The organism is Synechococcus sp. MVIR-18-1 (genome assembly GCF_014279835.1).
In the GTDB taxonomy this organism is placed as follows: Bacteria; Cyanobacteriota; Cyanobacteriia; order PCC-6307; family Cyanobiaceae; genus Synechococcus_C.
Map to the genome: position 1 here is coordinate 600,451 of NZ_CP047942.1, position 23,925 is coordinate 624,375.

At 54.1% G+C, this 23,925-nt stretch carries 23 protein-coding genes; 13 read left to right on the top strand and 10 right to left on the bottom strand.

Annotated elements, in window-relative coordinates; genetic code table 11:
• Nucleotides 1-38 precede the first annotated feature (38 nt).
• From SynMVIR181_RS03230 to queA, 3 genes are read left to right on the top strand one after another with little or no spacing between them, the layout of a single operon-like run.
• Entirely contained in the window at nt 39-1,394 is a 1,356-nt protein-coding gene (locus SynMVIR181_RS03230; RefSeq protein ID WP_186589963.1) for a dihydrolipoamide acetyltransferase family protein, read from the top strand.
• Between the two features lie 9 nt (nt 1,395-1,403).
• Nucleotides 1,404-3,326 carry an APC family permease gene (locus tag SynMVIR181_RS03235; RefSeq protein ID WP_186589964.1) on the top strand — a complete coding sequence of 641 codons (1,923 nt, stop codon included), beginning with the start codon at nt 1,404-1,406 and terminating at the stop codon, nt 3,324-3,326.
• A complete protein-coding gene (queA, locus tag SynMVIR181_RS03240) occupies nt 3,316-4,440 on the top strand; it encodes a tRNA preQ1(34) S-adenosylmethionine ribosyltransferase-isomerase QueA (RefSeq protein ID WP_186590467.1) in 1,125 nt (374 codons plus the stop codon). Before SynMVIR181_RS03235 ends, queA begins: the two co-directional genes overlap by 11 nt.
• Nucleotides 4,441-4,532: 92 nt before the next feature.
• Here the strand turns inward: queA and cysK are convergent, their stop codons facing one another.
• From cysK to SynMVIR181_RS03255, 3 genes are all read right to left on the bottom strand, one after another.
• Entirely contained in the window at nt 4,533-5,519 is a 987-nt protein-coding gene (gene cysK, locus SynMVIR181_RS03245; protein WP_186589965.1) for a cysteine synthase A, read from the bottom strand.
• A gap of 296 nt (nt 5,520-5,815) precedes the next feature.
• On the bottom strand, nt 5,816-7,309 hold the full coding sequence (locus SynMVIR181_RS03250) for a PLP-dependent transferase (RefSeq protein WP_186589966.1): 1,494 nt from the start codon (nt 7,307-7,309) through the stop codon (nt 5,816-5,818).
• The gene (locus SynMVIR181_RS03255; protein WP_186589967.1) at nt 7,306-8,463 is read right to left on the bottom strand and encodes a PLP-dependent aspartate aminotransferase family protein; all 1,158 of its coding nucleotides are present in this window, start codon (nt 8,461-8,463) and stop codon (nt 7,306-7,308) included. The genes SynMVIR181_RS03250 and SynMVIR181_RS03255 overlap by 4 nt, the downstream gene beginning before the upstream one ends.
• Before the next feature lie 401 nt (nt 8,464-8,864).
• On the opposite strand from SynMVIR181_RS03255, the gene SynMVIR181_RS03260 reads away from it, so the two are divergent.
• Both SynMVIR181_RS03260 and SynMVIR181_RS03265 read left to right on the top strand, forming a co-directional pair.
• Nucleotides 8,865-10,553, top strand: coding sequence for an ABC transporter ATP-binding protein/permease (locus SynMVIR181_RS03260; RefSeq protein ID WP_186589968.1), 1,689 nt, complete (start codon nt 8,865-8,867; stop codon nt 10,551-10,553).
• Between the two features lie 48 nt (nt 10,554-10,601).
• Nucleotides 10,602-10,859, top strand: coding sequence for a hypothetical protein (locus SynMVIR181_RS03265; RefSeq protein ID WP_186589969.1), 258 nt, complete (start codon nt 10,602-10,604; stop codon nt 10,857-10,859).
• A 70-nt stretch (nt 10,860-10,929) separates the two neighbouring features.
• On the opposite strand, the gene SynMVIR181_RS03270 is transcribed toward SynMVIR181_RS03265, so the two are convergent.
• Nucleotides 10,930-11,331, bottom strand: a complete 402-nt coding sequence (locus tag SynMVIR181_RS03270) for a hypothetical protein (protein ID WP_186589970.1) — start codon at nt 11,329-11,331, stop codon at nt 10,930-10,932.
• 514 nt (nt 11,332-11,845) lie between these two features.
• Between SynMVIR181_RS03270 and SynMVIR181_RS03275 the strand changes: the two genes are divergently transcribed.
• On the top strand, nt 11,846-12,109 hold the full coding sequence (locus SynMVIR181_RS03275; RefSeq protein ID WP_186589971.1) for a hypothetical protein: 264 nt from the start codon (nt 11,846-11,848) through the stop codon (nt 12,107-12,109).
• Between the two features lie 185 nt (nt 12,110-12,294).
• On the opposite strand, the gene rpsD is transcribed toward SynMVIR181_RS03275, so the two are convergent.
• The gene (gene rpsD / locus SynMVIR181_RS03280) at nt 12,295-12,903 is read right to left on the bottom strand and encodes a 30S ribosomal protein S4 (protein ID WP_186518330.1); all 609 of its coding nucleotides are present in this window, start codon (nt 12,901-12,903) and stop codon (nt 12,295-12,297) included.
• A 79-nt stretch (nt 12,904-12,982) separates the two neighbouring features.
• On the opposite strand from rpsD, the gene yidD reads away from it, so the two are divergent.
• From yidD to SynMVIR181_RS03295, 3 genes are all read left to right on the top strand, one after another.
• The gene (yidD, locus tag SynMVIR181_RS03285; protein ID WP_186589972.1) at nt 12,983-13,249 is read left to right on the top strand and encodes a membrane protein insertion efficiency factor YidD; all 267 of its coding nucleotides are present in this window, start codon (nt 12,983-12,985) and stop codon (nt 13,247-13,249) included.
• Entirely contained in the window at nt 13,230-13,526 is a 297-nt protein-coding gene (locus SynMVIR181_RS03290; protein ID WP_186589973.1) for a glutaredoxin family protein, read from the top strand. The genes yidD and SynMVIR181_RS03290 overlap by 20 nt, the downstream gene beginning before the upstream one ends.
• Nucleotides 13,527-13,587: 61 nt before the next feature.
• On the top strand, nt 13,588-15,117 hold the full coding sequence (locus SynMVIR181_RS03295) for a UDP-N-acetylmuramoyl-L-alanyl-D-glutamate--2,6-diaminopimelate ligase (RefSeq protein WP_186589974.1): 1,530 nt from the start codon (nt 13,588-13,590) through the stop codon (nt 15,115-15,117).
• On the opposite strand, the gene cax is transcribed toward SynMVIR181_RS03295, so the two are convergent.
• Nucleotides 15,110-16,255: a calcium/proton exchanger gene (gene cax / locus SynMVIR181_RS03300; RefSeq protein WP_186589975.1), complete on the bottom strand. Its 1,146-nt coding sequence runs from the start codon at nt 16,253-16,255 to the stop codon at nt 15,110-15,112. The two genes, SynMVIR181_RS03295 and cax, sit on opposite strands and share 8 nt — an antisense overlap.
• Nucleotides 16,256-16,508: 253 nt before the next feature.
• On the bottom strand, nt 16,509-17,729 hold the full coding sequence (locus SynMVIR181_RS03305) for an aminotransferase class V-fold PLP-dependent enzyme (protein ID WP_255444396.1): 1,221 nt from the start codon (nt 17,727-17,729) through the stop codon (nt 16,509-16,511).
• Nucleotides 17,730-18,275: 546 nt separating this feature from the next.
• On the opposite strand from SynMVIR181_RS03305, the gene SynMVIR181_RS03310 reads away from it, so the two are divergent.
• On the top strand, nt 18,276-18,629 hold the full coding sequence (locus tag SynMVIR181_RS03310) for a hypothetical protein (RefSeq protein WP_186589977.1): 354 nt from the start codon (nt 18,276-18,278) through the stop codon (nt 18,627-18,629).
• A gap of 29 nt (nt 18,630-18,658) precedes the next feature.
• Here SynMVIR181_RS03310 and SynMVIR181_RS03315 read toward each other — a convergent pair whose 3' ends face one another.
• Nucleotides 18,659-18,922, bottom strand: a complete 264-nt coding sequence (locus tag SynMVIR181_RS03315) for a hypothetical protein (protein ID WP_186589978.1) — start codon at nt 18,920-18,922, stop codon at nt 18,659-18,661.
• 338 nt (nt 18,923-19,260) lie between these two features.
• Between SynMVIR181_RS03315 and SynMVIR181_RS03320 the strand changes: the two genes are divergently transcribed.
• Nucleotides 19,261-19,971, top strand: coding sequence for a DUF4079 domain-containing protein (locus tag SynMVIR181_RS03320; RefSeq protein WP_186590468.1), 711 nt, complete (start codon nt 19,261-19,263; stop codon nt 19,969-19,971).
• A gap of 111 nt (nt 19,972-20,082) precedes the next feature.
• Nucleotides 20,083-20,913 (top strand): alpha/beta hydrolase, encoded by an 831-nt coding sequence (locus tag SynMVIR181_RS03325; protein ID WP_255444397.1) that lies wholly within the window; start codon nt 20,083-20,085, stop codon nt 20,911-20,913.
• On the opposite strand, the gene SynMVIR181_RS03330 is transcribed toward SynMVIR181_RS03325, so the two are convergent.
• Complete coding sequence (locus tag SynMVIR181_RS03330) at nt 20,907-21,644, bottom strand: hypothetical protein (RefSeq protein ID WP_255444398.1); 738 nt, start codon at nt 21,642-21,644, stop codon at nt 20,907-20,909. The genes SynMVIR181_RS03325 and SynMVIR181_RS03330 overlap by 7 nt on opposite strands.
• A gap of 433 nt (nt 21,645-22,077) precedes the next feature.
• On the bottom strand, nt 22,078-22,323 hold the full coding sequence (locus tag SynMVIR181_RS03335; protein ID WP_006854698.1) for a NifU family protein: 246 nt from the start codon (nt 22,321-22,323) through the stop codon (nt 22,078-22,080).
• 84 nt (nt 22,324-22,407) lie between these two features.
• Here SynMVIR181_RS03335 and SynMVIR181_RS03340 point away from each other — a divergent pair, with 84 nt between their 5' ends.
• Nucleotides 22,408-23,877, top strand: coding sequence for a malate:quinone oxidoreductase (locus tag SynMVIR181_RS03340; RefSeq protein ID WP_186589979.1), 1,470 nt, complete (start codon nt 22,408-22,410; stop codon nt 23,875-23,877).
• Nucleotides 23,878-23,925 lie beyond the last annotated feature (48 nt).

A 23,925-nucleotide genomic window follows, 5' to 3' on the forward strand; every position in this document is an offset into this window, starting at 1 on the left:
CCGTAAAATCTCTCTGATTAGCTCTTCTGGAGACGGTTTTGGCAACCCACGACATTTTTATGCCTGCCCTCAGCTCCACCATGACGGAGGGCAAAATCGTGGAGTGGCTCAAACAGCCCGGAGACAAGGTGGGGCGAGGCGAATCCGTTCTCGTTGTTGAATCAGATAAAGCCGATATGGATGTGGAGTCCTTTCAGGAGGGCTACCTGGCTGCTGTGTTGATGCCTGCGGGGAGCACGGCCCCCGTGGGTGAAACCATCGGCTTGATTGTGGAGACGGAAGCGGAAATTGCTGACGCGAAGGCCAAAGCCCCAACCGCAGCCCCTTCCGCCGCACCGACAGCCTCAGCCGCTGCAGCACCTGCTGCTCCAGCGCCCCCAGCTGCGCCTGTTGCCCCCGCTCCTGTGGCGGCCCCCGCTCCCGTCCCCGCTCCTGTGGCGGCCCCCGCTCCCGTCTCCGCTCCTGCTGCTGCACCCGTGAGCAACGGACGGTTGATCGTGAGCCCCCGTGCCCGCAAGTTGGCCTCCCAAATGGGTGTGGATCTTGCCCGTCTGCGCGGTACTGGCCCCAATGGTCGTATCCAGGCGGAAGACGTTGAAAAGGCGGCCGGTCGTCCGGTTACGCCACCAAGAGTGGGTGAAGGCACGTCGGCCGCTGCCGTGGCTGGTGCTGCTGGAGCGGCTTCACCGTCGGCTCCTGCTGGCAACAGTTTCGGTGCTCCTGGCGACACCGTGGCCTTCAACACCCTTCAGGCGGCCGTGAACCGCAATATGGAAGCGAGCTTGGCGGTGCCCTGCTTCCGCGTTGGATACACGATCACCACCGACAAGCTCGATGCGTTTTACAAGCAGGTGAAGCCCAAAGGCGTCACGATGACGGCTCTGCTTGCCAAAGCCGTGGCCGTGACTTTGGCCCGGCATCCCCAGGTGAATGCCGCCACCACGGCCTCTGGCATGAGCTATCCCGCTGAGGTGAATGTGGCTGTCGCTGTGGCGATGGAAGACGGCGGATTAATTACGCCTGTGTTGCGCAATGCCGATCGCACCGATCTGTATGAGTTGTCGCGTCAGTGGGGGGATCTGGTGAAGCGTTCCCGCAGTAAGCAGCTTCAGCCGGAGGAATACAGCACCGGCACGTTCACCCTCTCCAACCTTGGAATGTTTGGAGTGGATCGCTTTGATGCCATCCTGCCCCCAGGCACCGGCGCGATCCTTGCTGTTGCTGCGTCTCGTCCCACTGTGGTGGCTGGCAAAGACGGCTCGATCGCTGTGAAACGGCAGATGCAGGTGAACCTCACCGCCGATCACCGCGTGATTTATGGCGCCGATGGTGCTGCCTTCCTGAAGGATCTGGCGGAGCTCATCGATACGCGTCCGGAGAGCTTGGCTCTGTAAGTCGCAGCTGTGTTTGCTGCTGAGTTGTTTTCACGCCTGATCGGACGAGCATTGCCGCGGGCTCAAGCAGCCCACGAGCGACTTCCCAACCTGCAGGCTCTGCCGATCCTGTCGTCGGATGCACTCTCCTCCGTGGCCTATGCCACAGAGGCCTCCCTCGGTGTGCTCATCCTGGCGGGGAGTTCGGCCCTCAAGCAATCCCTCCCGATCACCCTGGCGATCATCGCTTTGATCGTGATTGTGGTGCTGTCGTACCGGCAGGCGATCTCCGCCTATCCCAATGGCGGCGGTTCTTATGTGGTGGCTCGAGAAAACTTGGGACGCAATGTGAGCCTCGTGGCCGCTGCAGCCCTTTTGATCGACTACACCCTGACGGCTGCCGTGAGCTTGATGGCTGGAACTCAGGCTCTGTCGTCTCTGCTGCCCTCCTTGCTGCCCCATGAGCTGTCGTTGTCACTCCTGCTTCTGGCCCTGGTGGGTTGGGCCAACTTGCGCGGCATTCGTGAGGCGGGGAGAGTTTTTGCGATTCCCACCTACGTTTTTGTGGTGATGATCCTGCTGCTCACCCTTGTTGGGGTGGCCGATCTCAGCTTTCAACATGGCTGGACCCCTGAGCCGCCGCCTCTGGAGGCCGCTTTGCAGCCCCTAGGGCTGTTTTTGATCTTGCGGGCGTTCAGCTCTGGCTGTTCGGCGATGACAGGGATTGAGGCCATTTCCACTGGCGTGCAGGTGTTTCGTGAACCCGCGGCGCGCAATGCTCGCGTGACGCTGCTTGTGATGGGTGGTTTGCTCGCAGCGATGCTCTTGGCCGTGACTGGCTTGGGCTTCATGTACGGCATTGCGCCGGATTCTCAAGTCACCGTTTTGGCCCAGATCGGCATTCGCGTGTTTGGCAGCGGCAGCATCCTGTTTTGGTTGCTCCAACTCTCCACCCTGTTGATTTTGGTGTTGGCCGCCAATACGGCCTTTGCAGGATTTCCTCTCCTTGCAGCGATGCTTGCCGAAGACCGGTGCCTGCCGCCGCAGATGCGTTGGTTGGGAGATCGCTTGGTGTATCAGAACGGCATTGGCGTTTTGCTGGCTGTCTCGGCATTGATCATTTGGATCTGCCATGGAGACACCACCGTGGCGGTGAACTTGTATGCCCTTGGCGTGTTCACGGCGTTCACGCTGTCCCAGCTGGGATTGGTGCTGCATTGGTGGCGGTTGCGTGGACCGGGCTGGCAGGGGCGGATGGCTCTGAATGCCTTGGGTGCCCTCTCCACGTTCTTGGTGTTGTTGGTGATCATCGTGAGCAAGTTCACGGAAGGCGCCTGGACGGTGGTGATTGCACTGCCCCTGGTGGTGTGGGGTCTCGCCTTGATTCGCAGGCGCTTTCGGGAGGTGCAGCGTTTAATCGCGCCTGACCCGTGTATGGAGCCACTGTTTTTAGAGCCGAATGCAGCGTTGCCAAGCCATCACGCCATCGTTTGGCTTGCTGGTCTTAACCAGCCGTCCTTTGAAGCCGTGCGTTACGCCTGTTCGATTGCCGATCAGGTCACGGCTGTGATGGTGGTGGTTGATCAAGATGAAGCTGGTCAACTCAGCCAGGAATGGGATCGTCTAGCGGGGTCTGATACCGGGGCCTTGGAGTTCAAATTGCTTGAGAGCCCATTTAGCTCGCTCCTGAAGCCCTTTTGTGATTTTGTTGTTGAGCATGAGCAGCTTCATCCTGAGCAGTGCACAACGGTTGTGATGCCATTCGCTATCCCGAGGGATCACTTGGATCAAACCCTTCTTAACCAGAGGGCTTTCAACCTGTTTAGGGCTCTTTCAGATGGCAAAAGTCGAGTGTTTTCGATGGTGAGGTATTACATCCCGACGGCTGGGGATCGAGCTGACTTCGTACCGGCAGCATGGGCTGATGTTGTGGTGGAGCCAGATCATGGCTGACTCACGCGATCTCCAGCTCAGCTCGTATGACTACCTTCTACCTGAAGAAAGGATTGCGCAGGCGCCGGTGGAGCCGCGGCACGATGCGCGCCTGTTGGTGGTGCCCCCTGCAGAGCGTTCCCTGTCCGAGCTGAGGCACCAACGCGTCTGGGACTGGCAGCAGGAGTTACAACCTGGCGATCTGTTGGTGGTGAATGACACCCGCGTCCTGAAGGCACGTCTTCGGGTGCGGCGCAGTGGCGGAGGTTTGGGTGAATTGCTCGTGCTCGAGCCCCGGGGCGAGGGGCGGTGGCTGTGTTTAGCGAGGCCTGCTAAACGCATGCAGCCTGGTGACCAGCTTTGGCTTGAGGCCTTGGAGCAAGAACCGCTGCCCTTAGCCGTGCTGGCGAGCGATGCGGCCAGCGGAGGTCGGATCGTGCAGTTCCCCGCGGAATGCGCGGATGCGCTTGCCCTGGAAGGACTGTTGGAGCGCTACGGAGAAGTGCCGCTTCCGCCTTACATCACACGGCATGACAGCTCTGATCAAGAGCGGTATCAAACCCGTTACGCCACGCGTCCAGGAGCGGTCGCCGCTCCGACGGCGGGACTGCATCTCAGCGATGCCTTGCTTGCAGCGATTGCAAAGCGAGGAGTTTCAATGGCTAATGTCACCCTGCATGTTGGCTTGGGCACGTTTCGGCCCGTGGAAACAGAAGATCTGACCGACCTCACCTTGCACAGTGAATGGGTGGAGGTGCGCTCTGAGGTGGTGGAGGCGGTGTCGGCCTGTCGAGCGCGAGGCGGCCGGGTGATTGCGGTGGGTACAACAAGCGTGCGCGCACTGGAGGCTGCAGCTGCTGCGGGTGGAGGGAGTTTGCAGCCCTTGAAGGGCCCCGTGGACCTAGTGATTCAGCCCGGCTATCGCTTCCAGGTGGTGCAGGGTTTACTCACGAACTTTCACTTGCCTAAGAGCTCCCTTTTGTTGCTCGTGAGTGCATTAATTGGTCGCGACCAGTTGCTCCAGATCTATGACGCAGCGATCGAGGAGATGTATCGCTTCTATTCCTATGGAGATGCCATGTGGATTGCTCCTGAGGCGGTGCTTTTTGATGCACGCCCTGAAGGAGCGGCCTAAGGGAGCCCTTGAGCGGCCCCATCAAAAAGCCCCTTGCTCAGACGGGGCGGCACCACGCTCGTTCGCGAAGGTGTTGATCAGAAAGGTGGTGATCAGGCAGGAACGGGCTGTTCGATGATGCCGGTGGGCACATCGGCGAACATCACTGAAGACAAATAGCGCTCGGCGAGGTCAGGCAGAACCACCACGATTGTTTTGCCAGCAAATTCATCCAGCTTGGCGAGGCGAATGGCCGCTGCGGCCGCGGCGCCACAAGAAATTCCTACCAAAAGGCCTTCTTCCTGGGCCAGACGCAGGGCCATTTCGATCGACTCCTCATTGGTGACTTGCTCCACGCGATCGACCACGGAGAGATCGAGATTCTTGGGAATGAAGCCAGCGCCGATGCCTTGAATTTTGTGTGGACCTGGCTTGAGAGACTCACCATTCATGGTTTGGGTGATCACAGGGCTGTGGCTTGGCTCAACGGCAACCGAGGTGATGGCCTTGCCCTTTTGCTGCTTGATGTAACGCGAGACACCGGTGATGGTGCCACCGGTACCAACGCCGGCAACAAAGACATCGATCGCTCCATCGCAGTCATTCCAGATCTCAGGACCTGTGGTCTTCTCGTGGATCTCTGGGTTGGCGGGATTATCAAACTGCCCAGGCATGAAGTACTTGGCAGGATCGCTATCGGCAATTTCCTTGGCCTTAGCGATGGCGCCAGGCATGCCCTTGGCGGCTTCCGTGAGAATCAGTTCGGCGCCAAGCACGGCCATCACCCGTCGCCGTTCGATCGACATCGATTCCGGCATCGTGAGGATCAGCTTGTAACCACGAGCCGCGGCAGTGAAGGCCAGGGCAATGCCTGTGTTGCCTGAGGTGGGCTCCACGATGGTTTTCCCTTCGGAGAGAACGCCACGCTTTTCAGCGTCCCAAATCATGTTGGCGCCGATCCTGCACTTCACGCTGTAGGCGGGGTTGCGGCCTTCGATTTTGGCCAAAACGGTTGCCTTGCAACCCTTGGTGACGTGGTTGAGGCGAACGAGAGGGGTGTTGCCGATGGCTTGGCTGTTGTCGGCGTAGACGCGGGACATGAGGCTGGAATTATTTTCTAGAAATTTAATTGCCATCACTGGCACTTCATTCCAGCTTCAGGCCTTATTAAGAGTTCGATGTCTGTTGATGTGGTTTTGGCTCAACCGATCCGATCATTTTTTGGCTTCCAATCAACACTTGTGATCTGTCGCTTTTGACGTGCGCTTTGATCGCTTTCTCCCCGGCTGCTGTTTAGGCAGAGTCTGAAGAGCTGGATGTTGGCTCCAACCAGCCGCTGTGAGAATCCCTGTGAGCGAGAGGCTTGACCTTGACCAACGCAGGATCCGCTGCGTTTTTAGTGGCTTGACGGAGCGAGGGCGCGCTCAAACCGTTGCCAAAGCTCCTCAGGTTGTTCGAGTCCGACCGAGACGCGCAAGAGGTGAGAGGGCACCCCGCAGGCTTTGGCCCATGGCAGTTCGTCGTAGTGAGCCAACAGCACGTAGGGGCACACCAAGGTGAAGGGTGTACCCAGGCTTGGCCCTTTGCAGACCGCCAACCGGTCGTAGACGGCTTGGGCTTGATCGCTACCGCCCTTGAGCTCAAACGAAAGCAGGCAGCCATGTCCGCCGTTGGGGCGCAAGAGGTTGCGGAAATTGGCGCATTGATCTGGGTAATACACGCGAGCCACTGCCGGGTGGTTGCTGAGCTGTGCCGCCAGGGCTTGGGCATGGCGATTGAGTTGAGGAACCCGTGCTTGGACATCGCGGCTTCCTTGCTCCAAGGCCATCGCATCGGCATCGCCAAGGCCAATACATCCTGCTCTTGAACGCTGATCTCGGAAGGTTTGCTCCCATGGGGAGGATGGACTTACAACCAGTGCTCCAGACAACACATCACCACGACCGGCAAAACTTTTCGTGAGTGAACTGAAGATCAGGTCTGCATAAGGCAGGGGATCGATGTTCAAGCAAGAGCCGATCGTGTCGTCTGCAATCACTGGAATCCCTCGGGCATGAGCCAAGCGGGAGAGGGTGGACAGATCCATGCATTGAAGGAGTGGATTGCTGGGTAGTTCCACAATCACGGCTGCTGGATCAATGCGATCAAGAGCGGTTTCTATGGCTGCGCTGCTGCTGTCGAGCAGCAGTTCGCTGCCGGCGAACACCACCTGAGGCAGCTTCAACACATCTACATAAGGAAAGCCGATTTGCAGGGTGGGGCGTCCGGGGCGCAACGCCGTGACTGATTGAAGAGCTGTATGAAGAGCAGCCATCCCGGAGGGATGCAAGCTCAACTGCTGGGTGTCACATCCATAGATGGCGGCCAGTCGCTCGATCACAAGGGCCTTGGCCTGTTCAGCGCTCGCAGCCGCTGGTGCTGCTTCCTTGTTCAAGCTGATTGCAGCACGTCGAGACGAGGCCCCTAAACCAGCGTGTTGCCAGAACGCCTTGGCATGGGGGCTTGCGTCAGCGTTGGTAATCAAGACGGAGAGTCCGAGCTGATCCACGATTTGGGTGGAAGCACCAGGTGCTTGAGATTGGCAATGGTGTTGGGCGAGCTGGGCGGCAGCTGCGTTGGGGTAGGGCCAAGCACTCGATCCAGCCGAGCACATCCCAGTAGGGAGCATCGCTAAGGCTTGTTGCGCTACCTCCGCAACCAACGGATGGAGCGCAAAGCGTGGATAAAACGCTCGCAATTGCGACCGGCACTGCGGATCGTTGTCTTCGTAGGCGATCACATCGCGCCAGCGCGGTAGGGCCACAGACACGGCATGGGTGCTGTCAGGCAACGGATGGCCGAGGTCCTCGCCTTGCCAGCAGGGATTGCGCAGCAGATCGCGGGGGCTCACGGAAGCAGGGCGAGCGCGTGATCGAGATCGATCAAGAGGTCCGTGATGTCTTCACAGCCAAGGGAGAGACGGATCAATCCATCGCTGATTCCTAGGGCCTCTTTGATCTCCGCAGAAACGGCGGCGTGAGTCATGGTGGCTGGATGGCAGATCAAGCTCTCAACTCCGCCAAGGCTTTCGGCCATCGTGAACCAACGCAGGGCTTTGCATACGGCATAGGCCTGTTCACGGCTTGCATTTAATCCAATCGTCACGATCGCTCCGCCTCCGTTCATTTGGCGCAAGGCCACAGCCCTCTGCGGATGATCGTCCCGTCCGGGGTAGCGCACCCACGACACGGAGGGATGGGATGCCAAATGATCCGCCACTGCAGCGGCATTCGCCATCTGTTGTTTGAGGCGCAGGGGCAGCGTTTTGATGCCCCGGGTGATCAGCCAACAGTCGAAGGGGGAGGGCATCAGCCCCAATGCTTTTTGGGCAAACACCATCTTTTGATGCCAGCTGGGCTCATCAGTGCAAACCACACCACCGAGGGCGTCGGAATGTCCGTTGATGTATTTCGTGGTGCTAGTGAGTGAGAGGGTGGCGCCGAGCTCCAGAGGACGTTGCACCAAGGCGGTGGCGAAGGTGTTGTCGACCACTACGGGTACGCCGGCGGAGCGGGCAGCGCTGCAGACCGCACTGAGGTCAATCACCTTGAGCAGTGGATTGGTGGGACTCTCCAACCAGACCATCGCCGGCCGTTGTTTCTCGATGCGGGCCACAGCACTGGGATGGGTGAAATCAACCCATTCGGTGCGCACTCCGAACTTTGAAAACACCTGCTCGAATAAGCGCACGGTGCAGCCGTAGAGGTTCTCTTCGCAGAGCACCAGATCTCCCTGGCTCAGGGTGGAGGCAATTGCGGTGATCGCACTCACTCCCGAACCAAACACCGTGGCGTGGCTGCACGCCTCCACAGAGGCCAGAACGCCTTCAAGGATGCGGAAGTTGGGGTTGCCCGAGCGGGTGTAATCGAACCCGCCTGGGTTGCCATGCTCAAACGTGGATGTGGCATAGATGGGGGGCATCACCGTGCCGGTTTCGCTGGCGAAGCTTTCGCCGTGGTGAATGGCCCGGGTGGCTGTCGCCGGTTCTGGGACAGGACGCTGCAAGGCGTTGATGCGATCTACTTCAAGGCTATTCAATGACCCTTTGTCGAAGGGACTAACTGGCCTTCAGGATGGGGAACGGCAACGGAGTGTTGATGGGCGCAACGAATACGAAAGATCTAAGGCAGTTGTTATTGCCTTTTTTCGTGAATGGCACGGATCGGCGCTCACTGCAGCTGTTTTTCGCTCTGATGAGCTCAGTGATTGCTGTGTCTCTTGGCTTATCGGCCTGGACTATCTTCACTGTGAATGGTCTGATCACTCATTTTCTTCCAGCTGACTTGATCGGTGGTTTGAGTGTGATGGTTGAATTTGCTGGCTGGCTTGTGAATAGCCGCGCCTTAGCTGTGCTCACGGTGTTGTCCGTTTTGGCGGGTTGTTTCGCTGCATGGCCTCTTCGGGGGATGGACTCGCGTCGGCGTGTGGCTTGGTTGTATGTACTAGTTATTTTTTGGTTTTTATTAGTAGTAAGCGCACTCTCAGTTCTTATAACTTACTTTTTTAGGGATCTGACCAATTCATTCGTAGCGAGAGATGTTGACGGCTCTCGTAGGGGATTGATTCAGATTTTTGTTTTGTTGTGTGTTTTTATTCCAGCTATTTATGCTTATAGTTTTACTAAAGGTGCATTCGCTAATTTTTGGCGTGAAGCGATGACTCTACGTTTCTTTGGTGGTTATCTAGGTGGGAGGTTCTTTTATCAGATTAGCTCTACTGGTGTAGTTGATGGTGTTCCGATTGATAACCCTGATCAGAGAATTGCTCAGGATATTGATAAATTTACGGAGCAAAGCTCTGAGTTGTTTTTTGAGCTTGTTGACTCTTGCGTTTCGGCGGCAAGTTTCGCTGTTGTTTTGATTACTATTGATGCGCGGATTCTTCTTTATGTGGTTATATATGCGGTCTTCACGACTGGCCTTATCGCTTTTGTAGGCAAGAAATTAGTTCGACTGAATTATGTTCAACTGCGGCTAAATGCTGATTTCCGTTATTCCTTGACGCGTGTTCGAGATAATGCTGAGTCGATTGCTTTCTATAGTGGCGAAAGAAGCGAGTGGGCGCGTGGTATTGATACATTATTCGGTGCAATTAGAAATCAATACCGTGTAATTCGAGTCAGTTCTGTGGTGAAGTCTATTTCTATCGCTTTCAGGAATTTTACCTATCTGGCTCCTTATCTTTTGCTTTGGTCGATTTACTTCAAGGGCGAAATTGAGTTTGGTGTTTTCACTCAAGTATCAATGGCATTCGGGGCTGTAACGCGAGCTTTTAGCTTTGTTGTAGATAATTTCAATGATATCGCTAACTTGCTTTCCAATGGTCAACGCCTCACGGAAATTGGTCATGGTTTCGATCTGAGCGCAGGTGATCTCGAGACTGGCCCGTCATTGTCTGCATCGCATTCAGCTCCCGAAGCCAAATTGCTAGCTCCTGGGGTGATGATTCATGTGGAGTCTGCAACTCTGAAGATTCCATCCGGGGAGCGCACGTTGGTGCGCAACCTCAGCATCGATCTTGCTCAAGAGAGTCGTCTTCTTGTTGTGGGGCCATCGGGATGTGGAAAAACCTCGTTGCTTCGGATGTTCAGCGGCCTTTGGTCGTCCTCCTCTGGAGTGGTGGCATCACGGGGATTTCGGGAGGGGGTGATCTTTGTTCCGCAGAAGCCCTATGTGTTTTCAGGCTCCTTGCGCGAACAGCTGCTCTATCCAGATGTTGAGTTGGATCTCAACCAGGAGCGGATGTACTCACTGCTCGACTCGGTCTCCCTCACCTCCGTCCACCAGACCCTTGAGTCATCGGAAGCCTTCATTGATTGGCCAAGGGTGCTCTCTGTGGGAGAGCAGCAGAGAATTGCCTTTGCGAGGGTTTTGCTGGCTAAGGCGAAGTTTGTGCTTCTCGATGAATCCACGAGCGCGTTAGACATTCCAACGGAAAAAGCGGTGTATCAGCTCCTCCGTGATGCTGGCGCTGGATATGTGAGTGTGGGGCACCGATCATCTTTGCTGCCCTTCCACGACTCTGTGCTGGAGCTGGATCGTGAAGGTGGTTGGACGTTGTTTGACGCCCATGACTATGCCTTCCCGCAGGCTTGATGGTTCGCCTCATGTCGTCTTAGCGTTGTCGAGTTGATGTGATGCGTTATGAAGGAAAGCCAGGTGCAGCAAGGCGACAAAGACGAATGGCGCGATCATGTGCTTCAGGAGATTGTTGACTTTTTAAGTAAGAACAAAGAAGAGATCCATGGGCGTTACCTCGATCAACGAAGCGGTCAACTTCCACGCGATTTCATCGAGGAGAAGGGCCTGATGGATTTTGAATTGGCGATCACTTTTCTGGAAGATAAGCCTAAGGGTATGGGATTAGGTCTTGGTTTTTTCAAGGCAACGCTAATTCGCTGAACCTAAGGGAATCTCTTGATCTCACGGCTCAAGATGTTGAGCTATTCACGAGAAGCGGTGTAGTTAGGGCTTAAAATCCCAAACCGATGAAGAGTTCTTGATGCACCACATAGGTGTAATACAAGGTTGTGCCGGCATTGGGTGAAAGTTCGATCCCATCACTGTTGTAGGCGATATTGCAAATCAAGTTTCCTTTCCAGGCAATGTTGTCTTCGTTTTGTTCCGCTGACCATTGCATAACAGCACCGAAATGATCAGGGATGGTGGCACCAATCTTGTCGCAGATGTTTGAAAGTCTGCAGAGGGCAGGAGGCTTGGCCGGTAGGGATAACCCTTTTCTGAGGATCAATTCATCAATCACTCCTGTGTATCTCACGAACTCGATTAATTCTTCTTCATCATCTGTTAGTGATGCGCTGGATAGCGCCTGATCAAAGAGATCAGCTGTTAGGACTGGCCTGGATTTGGTCATGTTGTGAATTGAATGATTTGTTTTGCGGCTAATTGTACTCATTAAAGTATGTTTTGGATGTTGATTCAAGGTGCCGTTCTTTTCGTGCTTAAAGGATTTGTTGGGCTAAGTGCATGAGGACCTGAGCGGTGAACTCAGTCCACCGCTTTGTTGTTGGGCTAGCCAGCTGCACAAGCGAAAGGATTGTGTGTGATTGATTGCATGACCAGCAATTGGTTGCCAAAATACTTGTAAAGGGTCAATTCCATGGGTTTGAGGAAATCACTTAAAAAAGCCATGGTTTATCTGCTTGGTGTTGTCGATGAATACTGGGCTATGCGAGAGCCTGGTCAGTATGGCGAAAAGGATCCAGAGTGCTCAATTCCTGCTGAGCGTCAGGGCTGTGTGAGCAAGAGTGTGCCCCATTGAAAGTATTAACGGCTGATTGATTATGCTTGTTATGGCTAAATAAATCAGAAATTTTGTTGCCTCTTATGTAGAGAGCGTTATAATTATAATGTGTTGAGAAACTCTCTTGAATCAAGCTAGTATCCGCCGGTTTGTATTTACATTAATCACTGGCTATTTGGCGATTTTTGGTGTTCAACAGATTCCTTATGAGTTTCCGAATCAATGGGCTGTATTGATTCCGGTTTTAATTGTTGTTTATATCATCACTGTATGGCTTGATGGAGTCTTCTTTAAGGATGATGCATCCCCCGAAAAGCTTCCTGCTGGTGTGAAAAAGACAAAGAGCAAGAAATCATCGAAAAAATCAAATGGATTCGGTGATTCTTAGAAACTTTTGCTTTGGTCTTTGCCTTGTTCGGGAGAGCTAATCGCTTTTACAGGCGTGCAACCGTAACTGTTTACCCCTTTTCACGATCAGTCTGGGCATAAAAAATCCTGCTGGCTTGATGTCCAAGGCCAACAGGATTTGAAATGGATTGAAAACAGTCCCAGACCGAAATCCGGGATTGAAGATCAGACCTTTCTGGAGTAGTACTCCACCACCAGCAGTTCGTTGATCTCAAGGGCGACCCACTCGCGTTCAGCGCGGCCAATCACTTTGGCGCTGAGCTTGGGTTTGTCGAGCTCAAGGTGGGGAGGCACATTGGCCAGACCTGGGAATTGCAGATTCGCTTCGGCAAGCAATTTGCTGCATTTGCGTTCGCGAATGGCGATCACATCACCAGATTTGCACTGATAACTGGCGATGTCGGTGACCCGTCCGTTCACGGTGACGTGACCGTGATTCACCAACTGACGTGCACCTGGAACGGTTGGGCCAAATCCAATGCGGAAACAAACATTGTCGAGACGATTCTCGAGCAGTTTGAGCAGGTTGGTTCCAGTTGAACCTTCCTGAGCGCGCGCTTTCTTCACGTAGCGCACAAGTTGACGTTCAGAGACGCCGTAATTGAAGCGAAGCTTTTGCTTTTCTTCTAAGCGGATTGCGTATTCGGAGCGCTTGCGACGGGCTTGGCCGTGCTGACCGGGTGGATAGGACCGTTTTGCGGCCTTCCGGGTGAGACCGGGTAGGTCTCCCAAGCGCCGCGTGATCCTCAGGCGAGGGCCGCGGTATCTGGACATAAGAAAGAAGAGATGAAATGGGTTCGCGTTCAAGCGAGAATCCGTCATGCTGGGTTTGTGGCCCGCACCGCGGAATCGCATGCACGAATCAACCATCTTATCTGCCGGCAGCACAAATTCATTTAATCGGTTCATCAGCGCGTTGTTGCTTGCGCTGATCAACTTTTATCGCCGTTGGATTTCCCCCATGATCGGCCCTCGCTGTCGGTTCATTCCTACTTGCAGTGCCTACGGCCTCGAGGCAATTGAGCGCCATGGACCTTGGCGTGGCGGCTGGTTAACCCTGCGCCGCTTGCTGCGCTGCCATCCCTTCACCCCCTGCGGCTGTGACCCTGTTCCCGACTGATTCTCGGCGATTGTTGCTCTACAGCAGGGCAGGCTGTTGTCTTTGTGAGGGGTTGGAACAGCGCTTGCGAGATCTCAACTTGGAACAAGGCCTCCCCCCCTTGAAACTCGTTGTAGTTGATATCGATGCTCCCGAGTGTCCAGCGTCCTTGCGCGCGCGCTATGACCTCGAGGTACCTGTTTTGGTCTTGGAGGACACGGAGCTTCCTCGCGTGTCACCCAGGTTGAGTGGGGATGGATTGCGCCATTGGTTGCAGCGGGTTTGCGCCACTGTTTGAGCGACTGTTTGCGCCAAGGAGCCAGGTTCGGATTAGAAAACCCATCTGTGTTGACCCAGCGATGACCCAGACACTCCACGCCTTGCTGCATTCGGTGGGTTTGCCTGTGCCTCTTGGCTTGGCTGATGCCGTGATCGAATCGATCACCTGTGATTCACGGTGCGTGGCCCCTGGAAGTTTGTTCATCGGTCTTCCCGGGGGGCGTGTTGATGGAGGGAGCTTCTGGCCTAAGGCTGTTGCGGATGGGGCCGCAGCGGTCCTGATTGGCTCAGCAGCAGCAGCAGCAGCAGCTCAGCCTCCTGAACAGAGTGACGCTGTGCTGGTGGTGCCCGATCCCGTTGCGCGCTGGGCCGGAGAGTTGGCAGCAGCGTTTTGGAATCACCCCAGTGATCGCATCGGTTTGATTGGGGTGACTGGCACCAACGGCAAAACCACCACCACCCATCTGATTGAACATTTGAGTTCGGCCTGTGGACGTCCGTCCGCCCTGTTTGGAACGCTTCTGAATCGCTGGCCTGGCCACAGCGTGACCGCAACACACACCACAGCCGTGGCAGACCGGCTCCAGGCTCAGCTTGCTGAGGCGTGTGCCGCTGGCGCGGAGTTAACGGCCATGGAGGTGAGCTCCCACGCGCTTGATCAGCATCGGGTGGCTGGATGCCGTTTTTCCGGCGCTGTGTTTACCAATCTCACCCAAGACCATCTCGACTACCACGAGACGATGGCGTCTTATTTCGAAGCCAAAGCGCGATTGTTTTCACCACCTTTGGTGGCTGACGATGGCGCTCGATTTGTGGTCAATGTGGATGATCCTTGGGGCCAACAACTTGCGGAGCGCTTGGGCGATCGCTGCTGGCGGAGTTCGTTGTCTATGGGCTCAGCAGATGCAGAACTGACGATGTCAGATCTGGTGATGGGCTCTTCTGGGGTTGAAGGGCGCCTTTCCAGTCCTCTGGGTGAGGGGTCGTTCCACTCCCCATTGCTCGGTCGCTTCAATGTGATGAACCTGTTGCAGGCGGTTGGGGTCTTGCTTCAGCAAGGTCTCCCTCTGGAGTCGCTTCTCAAAGCCATCAGCACGTTCAGGGGCGTTCCTGGTCGGATGGAACGGGTTGTTGTGGACGCAAAGGGAAATGAGCTGCCCACGGTGTTGGTGGATTACGCCCACACTCCTGATGGCTTAAGCAGCGCCTTGAAGGCGTGTCGCCCCTTCGCGGGCGGCAAATTGATTTGTGTGTTTGGTTGTGGTGGTGATAGAGATCGAGGCAAGCGTCCGCAGATGGCTGCGATTGCAGCGGAGATTGCTGATGCTGTGGTGGTGACCTCTGATAATCCACGCACGGAAGACCCTCAGCAAATCCTGGATGATGTTGTGAAGGGGATTCCTAGCGGTACTGCCTTAAATGTGACCTTGGATCGCGCTGAAGCGATTGCTGCTGCGATTCAGGATGCTGGGGCTCAAGATCTTGTCCTCATTGCCGGGAAGGGGCATGAGGACTATCAGATCCTTGGAACCCAAAAAGTGCATTTTGATGACCGTGAACAGGCTTTAAACGCACTTCAAGGCAAGCTGAATGATTCAGTCTCTAACTAGGATAATAATAAAAAGCTGCTCCAAATATGGAGAACATTCCTAGAAGTAATACACCTTCGAGCCAGTTGGATTTTGCATCCATATTCACAAGGTTCACGATTAAGACACTGAATATGAGTGCGATGACTTCAAACGCTGTGAAGTCAAGATTCATGGGCTGACCGATCAGAGACCCAATAATGATCAGTGCTGGAGCGATCAAGAGGGCAACGAGCAAGCTAGATCCCATTGCTAACGAAATGGGCAGATCCATTTGATCTTTCCAAGCTCCTTTCACAGCGGGAACATATTCAGAAAAGCCACCAATGATTGGAATAATGATGATTCCTGTAAACAATGCGCTAAGCCCAAGCTGTTCTGTTGCGGGCTCTAAAAAATGAACAAAGCTCTCGGACTGATAAGACAAAAGTGCAGTGCAAGCAATTAATTGGATGATCCAGGGCAATAGATTGATGCTCTTTTCTTCCTCTTGGGATGACTCAGTCTCATCGTTTTTGATGTGTTGTGGATCAAAGAGATGGTTGTGTGTTGCCAGGGAAAAGATGAGGGTCAAGAAGTAAATGATGATCAGGATCACCGCAACGGTCATGGATAGGCCGTGGATCGCGACTTGATCATCAATCCCTGATGTGCTGATCAGGGATGCAGGCAGGGCCATCGCCATGACCGCCAGTGTCATAGCGGCACCATTGGTACGAACCATCGTTTCTTGAAAACTTTGTTCGCTATATTTCAAGCCTCCTACAAGCATTGCTATGCCTGTAACGAGCAGAAGGTCCGAGAGAATTGCTCCGGTAATACTCGCTTTCACAACATCAATAAGACCAAGTCTTAGTGCTGATAGGGCGATAATAAATTCCGCACAGTTGCCAAAAACTGCGGTGCAGATTGCCCCTATGGTTGGTCCACTATGGTCTGCAATTTCTTCAGTCGCATCGCTGAGGAGTAAGGCAATCGGAATGATCCCAGTTGCTGAAACAACGAAACAGATCAGGGTCGGCCAATCCTGCATCGAGGCCAACTGGGTTAGCCCCAGCATGATGAGCGCTGGAATAACCTTCCAGCGCCCAGATTTTATAAAGGAAGATGTAAATCTCTCAGGTATAGAATCACCGGCTTGATTAATGTTTGATTGCATGTATTGTTAGATAGTGGGATTGGTTTAAGATCCTTAGCAAGATTAAAGCAATGGCTACCGTTGTTCTGCTCCTAAAGAAGTGAGCTCAATGCAGTCGCTTGTTTGCTTTTTAATTCTAACAAGTTTTAGCTCAAATTCTCCAAGGTCTGCTTTTTACTGTCTGTGGAACTTTCGATGATCTCTGGCCTCTTTCAATGGTGCTGTTTTGCACTATTGCTGTTGTGACTGCCTGGGTCTTGATCCCTGCAGGTGCCTAATCATTGCGGCATGTCAGTTCTTCAAGAGCATCCACGAATCGGCTGAGTTCGTGGGCTTCAGTGGTGATATGGGTGCAGGCTCTTAGGCAGATGGGCTCTTCCAGGTTGCGGATCCAGATCCCTTTGCTGCCAAGGATTTGAACGATTTCAGCAGGACTGTGCTCGGATCGATCGTTGGGTTGGAAGCTCACCAACCCTGCGGGCGGCTCCCCTTCGAGTAGGGGTGTGGTTCCTGGAAGCTCTTTGATTTGCCTCCAGAGCTCGCCGCTAAGGGACTGGATGGTTTGCAGACGCTCTTGTTCATTTCCCTCTTTGGCTAGCAAGCCCAACGATTGACGCAGGCCTGCCATCAGTGGCACACAGCTCGTTGCAATTTCAAAGCGTCGGCTGTCGTGGTGAAAGGGGTCTGGATCATTCATGACAGCCCGTGTTTCATCGCGCAAGCTGCGCCATCCAATCAGCGTTGGATTGGCTTGATTGAGGATCCTTTCTGACAAGGCCACGCCTCCGAGCCCCTCGGGTCCGCAGGTCCATTTGTGTCCAGTAAATGCATAAATATCAGCTGCCTGCGCTGCAGCTTCTATAGGAATTTGTCCCATGCTTTGGGCTGCATCGACGAGCAGAAATGGTTGCTGAGCATGTTGATGAAGCTGGTCTGCTACCGCAGGGATTGGCATCAGCTGTCCGGTGTTCCAAAGCAGATGCGACAGCACCACCACTTTGGTGCGTGGTTGCAGAGAGTCCGCTAAGGCTTGAAGGACGCCGGCGTCGGTTTTGTGTTGCTCTTCACGTCCTTGTCTGAATTGTTGAACAGGGAGGTTGTCGACCTCAAGGTGCTCCCGTCTGGCAAGTTCATGGCAAGCGGCGACGACTCCTGGGTGCTCGCAATCACTGATTAGAAGGCGATCACCGGCTTTGAAGGGAAGTCCCCAAAGGGGCAAAACGCAACCGCTGGTGACGTTCTCGGTGAGCGCTAGGCGGTGTGGTGCCACACCACATAATCGACCGAGCAAGGCACGTGTTTTGTTTGTTTCCGCGCTGATATAGGGCCATACATCCGTGGTGAAGGGGCCCAGCTCTTGGATGCGCTTCCAGCTCGTGGTCATGGCCTCCAACGAAGGCGATGGCAACGGCCCTTGGCCGCCGTAGTTGAAATAAGTCTTGTTCCCCAGTGCTGGACAGTGATCGCGGAGGTTATTCCTGTGTGCGTGGGTCAAGGTCGTCGTCCGAAAGGTTCCTAGCGCCATCGTTAAAGCACGTGCTGATACCCCACTGCAGCGTGGGGTGCTTATCGATTGTCAATCTCACGTTGGCAAAGAAAAGCGGAAAGAGCCAGGCTGATGGCTTGCCCAAAATGATGAATCAGTTAATCCCGGACAGATCCTTGTCAAAAAGGAGATGCTGGAGCCGAATCCACAACAGCGGTACGCTTACATTAAGTGCATCACATAAGCCTTGATTGTCCCTGCTGGATCGGCTTGAAAGGATCTATAAATCATCTTTTCTCTCTTCAAAATGGATAGATTAATCGTTGCAAATTATACCTATTGCATTCATCTAAGAGAGGTCTCTAGTGCGGCTTAAATGAGGGATAAGTATTCGATCTGAATCGGCGATTTGTGCGCTGACTCGAGCAAGCTAGAAACAGTTACTGTTAATTATCACAATACGCTGAATCAGGACCAATGCAGGAGATACACTGTTCCCTCAGGCACCGCGTACTGCGCTGGTGGCTTTTACCTCGCTGAAGGTGCTCAAGCATGATGAACCCCTACGTCTTGTATCTGTTCACCCTGCCCGTAGATGAGCCCGAAACCTGTACAAAGGTGAGAGATTTTGTCTTAACGCTTACGACGGCGCAGCAGGCAACCATTGAATATGTGGCACTACGCACTGACGATGGAGAGCTCACAGAGCTTGCTAAAAAGTTGAATGTTGATAGTGCCCCGACCTTGGTCGTTACGCACGAAAGCGTTTCTTGTGAGCTTGATGCCGATGGTGATGAAGATTGTGACTATGTAGAAAAACCAGTTGAACGCTTCGTTGGAGCCCAAGCAATTACAGAGCATCTTGAAGTCACCATTGAAAGCTATACATACGCAAATCCACCTGAATAATCGACAACAGCATCGCTGATGTCATCAACTTATTCGTCTGCTTCGTGGTCCGATACGTAGAAGGGCTCACTGATGCCTGGTTCTTCGTTGTCTAATACAAAAGCACGTATCAAGTCGTCGCTTTTGAAGGCCAAAAGCCCCCGCTCAGGATCAACTGATTCCATCTCGGGATGGTTGTTGACGAGAAGCCTATGGTCTTTCCAGCTTTTTCTAAGGCGAATCGCTTTTTCCGATAGATGCACGAGCAAAGCAAGGTTGCCGAGCACAAGACCAAGACATACCAATGCCTGCATACACATCCAAGCCTCTTGGTAAAGCCTAGCCGAGAATGATTCTCGTTCTTGATCTCGTCTTGTTGGGCGACGGGGCCTTGTCTTGCTGTCGCATCAGTTCATGGCGAGTTTCTGTTTCTGCCTTGTTTGGGGTCTGTCCACGAGAACGTAGGCCAACGTCTTAGCGCTGTGTTGCTCGCCATTGTTGGATAGGTTTTGAAACTTGTTGCTTGAATCGCTCTCGCTAAGGATGCGATTGCTTGGCATTGATGTTGTGTCTTTGTTGATCCTTCCTCGGCTGGATTGTGCTCTCATTTTTTGGCTCCATGGCTACGTTTTGAGTAGACGCTTTCTTGGCCATGGCCGGCGTGGATTGGTTGTGGATCCTGCATCCTTTTCTTGCAGTGGTGTTGATTTATCCACTGATTGGGGTGGTGGTGCGTTTGGCAGTGCAGACGCGTGCACGCCGGCTCCAGAAACAAAAGCTCCCCGTCACGGTGGGGCGTGATCACAGCGATCTGGGTCGTTGGCTTGCAGCAGCGGTGGTGGTGGTGGTTTTGATTGCGCTCTCAGTGGTGATTGGCACGAAGGCTCCACTGGTGCAGTTCGAAGGGGGGCTTGCGCGTGCGATCCAGTTGTTGCTTGTGTTGTTTGGAACGATTGTTAGCCTGCTCGCCCTTTGGCGGTGCAAGAGACCCGTGTTGAGGTTGGCTTTTTCTCTCATCACTTGGGCTGGAGTTCTGGGGCTTGGCGCCCAACCGGAGGTATGGCGGCTTTCCGATAACCCTTTTACGCCTGCGTTTTGGCAGTCCCATTACTGGGCTGGCGTTGGGGTGACGGGCTTGATGTTGTTTTCCCTTGGTGCTCGCGCCGAGATCCTGCGTGACATCCGGGTTCGCCGTTTGCATGTCACGGCCAATGTGCTTGCGGCCTTGCTGTTTTTGACGCAAGGCCTCACGGGTACCCGCGACCTGCTGGAGATTCCCCTCAGTTGGCAGAAATCCACGATCTATGCCTGTGACTTCAATGCCAAAACTTGTCCTTCTCGCGATCCCAATGCGCAGTCCTGACTGACCCCTTTGGCTAAAGAGAGAGGGTTGTGGCTTCAACCTATGGATTCTTCAGCGTTGAAGACACTGTTTTTGCAACGTGTGAGCTTGGGGGGAAATGAGCTTGAGGCGATGTCGCAAGCTTTTTCTGCTCTCTATCGAAGCTTTCAGACCGATGTTGTAACGCGTGTTTGTTGTTCTCCTGTTGATGGCACGATTTATACATGGATTGATCCTCCCTCGGGCCGTAGCGAGCATGTGAGTTTGTTTTTCCATGGTGGCGGCTACACCATGGGATCGACAGATGATCACTTGCAACTGATTGCTTCACTTGTTGAAGGCTCTGGCATCAGTGTTTTGGGTGTTGATTATCGTTTGTGCCCGGATGATTGTTTTCCTGCACCACTTGATGATGCAGAAGAGGCTTATCGCTGGTTGTTAGCGCAGGGCTATCGATCTGAGGTTATTGCTGTGGCGGGAATTTCTGCTGGTGCAACATTAGTGACGCAATTGCTGCATCGCTGTCAGAGCAAGGGCTTGTCGATGCCTTCGCTGGCATTGGTGATGGCAGGGGTCATGGACTTCAGCTACGGGAGAGAGTCTGTTGCTTTTAATGCCAGTGATGATCTTGTGTCGTTGCAGCGACTCGAGGCTGTCTCTTCCCATTATCTTCCGGGTGATGGTTCCTATGATTCCCGAGATCTTTTTTGCATGCAGCAGGATTACGTGTCCTATCCCCGTACTTTGTTCCAGGTTGGTGATCGTGAAGTGCTGCTCAGTGATGCCATCGCTTGTTTCTCAACGTTGAAAACAGCAGGGCATGATGTGGCTTTGCATGTTGTGCCTGGAATGATTCATTGCGGGCAGCTCTTTGCACGTGACTTTTTACCTGGCCAACGCGCTACGGCTGATGCAGCCCTGTTCCTCCGCGAAGGATTCGCTGCCCTTAACGCACCTCAGTGAGTGGCATGGGTGAGAGCAAGAAGCAAAAGACTGGTCATTAATATGCTTCCAGCTACAAACCAACCAAGGCGCGTGCGATTCACGGCAGGAATTTCTTCTCGGAAGACGGCCATGAGCAGTCCCCCTCCTAGATATGCCGTGGCGATGGCGAGATGGAGATCGTCCAGTGGGTGGAAGAGTGCTGCGTGCAATAGGCCCAGGATTAGGGCTGCCGTTCCTACCCAGCGCAGGCGTGTGCGAAAGATTGCGGGATGCCGGGCGGCCATGGTCTGATCGGCCAGAAGGACATGGGCGCTGATGGCGATGGTGAACAAGATTCCATAGGCCAACCCGGTGCTGATCAGGGATGGAAGGGAATAGGCATAGAGGTAGCTGATCGCCGCAAAATGAAGAGTGTGCAGTGATCCCGCAATCCTTCCAGCCTGTCGCTCATGGCTGGCGAGCACGTCAATGCTGTACGTCACCATGATTCCAGCCAGGGCGATCAGAAATAGCAACGCCTCTGTGATGGGAGTAGGGGCGAAGGTTTCCATCCCAGGGGCTTTGGATAAGGCTTGTCCATGGCTGGCAAGTTCTGGCAGTAAATGCACAAATACGTAGGCGATTCCCGCCCCACCTCCAAAGGAGGCCCAGCGCACCTGTTCGCGATCAGGTTGCTTTGCCACCTTGCTTGCCAGCCAATGGGCAGAGGCGATCGCTGTCACGCACAGAATGGAAGCGATCCAGAGCATCGCGATTGGCTTCTATTTACTGATGCAGTGTGGCTGTTCCGATGAAGCCGCACAATTCTTCAGCTAAAACGTATCATTTTCTCGTAAACATAGGACTATTTTTTGGTCTTTCGATTATGATTGAGGCGGCTAAATACGGCGTGATCAATGATTAGAGTTGCTTCTCTAGGCTTGCCAAAGTATTTCAATGCCTTGAAAGACTGGATGGAGATTATGTTTCGACCAGAGAATTGCTTGAGGCTTTAAGTGCTATCACGTGAAGTATCCATTGATTCAATTGGGATCATAAAAGCACATGTTTGACTCATGCTCAGAAAGTTCAATAATTAATTGATCGCATTCAATAATGGACGCGATAATCAGTGATTTTGAGTAAATTTATTTTATATGTTCAAGATAATTTATTTGTTCGCTTTTGCTTAAGGCGATTGATTCACAACACTTGTACAACTTCGCTCACCTCAGGAATCGATTCGCGCATCTTGCGTTCGATCCCCATTTTTAAAGTCATCGTGCTGCTGGGGCAGCTTCCGCAGGCGCCTTGCAAGCGAACTTTCACGATCGGACCATCGATCTCAACCACTTCCACGTTGCCACCATCGGCCATCAAGAAGGGGCGCAGTTCATCGAGCACCTTTTCCACGTTCTCGTTTGTGAGGGCCATGGTCTCGGTGCTCATCGCTCGATCTTCGAATTGGGCTCAGTGTAGGCATTTTGTAGACGCTCGGCCTCATAGCCTGTGAACAGCAGATCTGTTCGCCCCTTGGACCGCTACGACGTTGTGCTCGTGGGTGCTGGGGTCATGAGTGCCACCCTGGCCACCCTTCTGCACGAACTCGACCCTGAGTTGCGGTTGTTGGTTGTTGAACGATTAGAGGCCCCAGCTTTAGAAAGCAGCGCTGCGGGAAATAACGCTGGCACCGGCCATGCCGCCAACTGTGAGCTCAATTACACCCCTCCACTGGCTGATGGCACGGTTTCAACGGTGAAACCGCTGGCGATCAATGCCAGTTTTGAGAGCAGCCTCGAGTTTTGGTCGACCTTGTGTGAGCGGGGTTGCTTGGATCCTTCTTGGTTCATTCATCGGGTGCCCCACATCAGTTTTGTGTGGGGTGAGGGAGATGTGGCCTACCTGCGCCAGCGTTACGAGCAGATGAAGGAGCTTCCTGCTTTTGCTGCCATGGAGTGGAGCCGCGACGAGAGCGAGCTGGCGTCTTGGATTCCGCTTGTGATGGCCGGGCGTGATCCTCAAATGGCGGTTGCGGCAACCAGGATTGAGCGCGGTACAGATGTGGATTTCGGTGCTCTGTCTCGCTCCTTGTTTGTTCCCCTACAAGCCTCGGGGGCCCTTGATCTGGTGTTTGGAACTTCGGTCTCCGATCTCAAACGCTGCGCAGAGGGGTGGGAGCTGCAACTGCGCGGCCCCTCTGGACGCCGCGTCGTGACGACGCCCTTTGTGTTCCTCGGAGCCGGTGGTGGTGCCCTTCCTCTTCTTCAGCGTTCGCGTATTCCTGAAGCGGCGGCTTACGCCGGCTTCCCCGTAAGCGGGCAATGGCTGGTCTGCAATGACCCGGATCTATCGGAGCATCACTTCGCCAAGGTGTACGGCAAAGCCAAGGTGGGGGCTCCGCCGATGTCTGTGCCCCACTTGGACTCCCGCTGGATTGATGGCCGGCGCTCCCTGTTGTTTGGGCCCTATGCCGGCTTCAGCAGCAAGTTTTTAAAGAAGGGGTCGTTGCTCGATCTTCCCCGCTCCGTGCGCTCCTCCAACCTGTTGCCGATGCTTCAGGTGGGGGTGAACAACATTCCGCTTGTTCGCTATCTCGTGAATCAACTGCGCCAAAGCGATGAGGATCGGATGGAGGCTTTGAAAGCGTTCCTTCCCACCGCTCGAGCGGACGATTGGACGTTGTCGGTGGCAGGTCAGCGCGTTCAGATCATCAAACGCACCCCTTCTGGAGGCCGATTGCAATTGGGTACGGAAGTGGTGGCCGCCGCTGATGGCTCGTTGGCTGCCCTGCTTGGTGCATCTCCGGGAGCCAGTACCTCCGTGACGATCATGTTGGAAATTCTTCAACGCTGTTTTCCGGATCGCTTGGCGTCCCAGGCATGGCAGCAGCGATTAAAAGCGTTGTTGCCCAGTTATGGCCAAGATCTCAATGCGAATCGAGAGATCCTTCAGCGCAGCCGAGATCGCAGTGACGCGCTGCTTGGTTTGCAGATTGCGCGCTAATGCATGAGGCGTCAGCGCGCCTTTGTTGATCGGCGGAAGACCCTTTGC

Excerpts from the sequence above, each read along its gene's own strand:
- SynMVIR181_RS03330 (WP_255444398.1), bottom strand. The coding sequence starts at position 21,644 with ATGCTCTGGATCGCTTCCATTCTGTGCGTGACAGCGATCGCCTCTGCC.
- SynMVIR181_RS03270 (WP_186589970.1), bottom strand. The coding sequence starts at position 11,331 with ATGACCAAATCCAGGCCAGTCCTAACAGCTGATCTCTTTGATCAGGCG.
- SynMVIR181_RS03315 (WP_186589978.1), bottom strand. The coding sequence starts at position 18,922 with ATGCAGGCATTGGTATGTCTTGGTCTTGTGCTCGGCAACCTTGCTTTG.
- SynMVIR181_RS03335 (WP_006854698.1), bottom strand. The coding sequence starts at position 22,323 with ATGAGCACCGAGACCATGGCCCTCACAAACGAGAACGTGGAAAAGGTG.
- cax (WP_186589975.1), bottom strand. The coding sequence starts at position 16,255 with ATGCAATCAAACATTAATCAAGCCGGTGATTCTATACCTGAGAGATTT.
- yidD (WP_186589972.1), top strand. The coding sequence starts at position 12,983 with ATGCACGAATCAACCATCTTATCTGCCGGCAGCACAAATTCATTTAAT.
- SynMVIR181_RS03320 (WP_186590468.1), top strand. The coding sequence starts at position 19,261 with ATGGCCGGCGTGGATTGGTTGTGGATCCTGCATCCTTTTCTTGCAGTG.
- cysK (WP_186589965.1), bottom strand. The coding sequence starts at position 5,519 with ATGTCCCGCGTCTACGCCGACAACAGCCAAGCCATCGGCAACACCCCT.
- rpsD (WP_186518330.1), bottom strand. The coding sequence starts at position 12,903 with ATGTCCAGATACCGCGGCCCTCGCCTGAGGATCACGCGGCGCTTGGGA.
- SynMVIR181_RS03325 (WP_255444397.1), top strand. The coding sequence starts at position 20,083 with ATGTCGCAAGCTTTTTCTGCTCTCTATCGAAGCTTTCAGACCGATGTT.
- SynMVIR181_RS03310 (WP_186589977.1), top strand. The coding sequence starts at position 18,276 with ATGAACCCCTACGTCTTGTATCTGTTCACCCTGCCCGTAGATGAGCCC.
- SynMVIR181_RS03295 (WP_186589974.1), top strand. The coding sequence starts at position 13,588 with ATGACCCAGACACTCCACGCCTTGCTGCATTCGGTGGGTTTGCCTGTG.
- SynMVIR181_RS03260 (WP_186589968.1), top strand. The coding sequence starts at position 8,865 with ATGGACTCGCGTCGGCGTGTGGCTTGGTTGTATGTACTAGTTATTTTT.
- SynMVIR181_RS03265 (WP_186589969.1), top strand. The coding sequence starts at position 10,602 with ATGAAGGAAAGCCAGGTGCAGCAAGGCGACAAAGACGAATGGCGCGAT.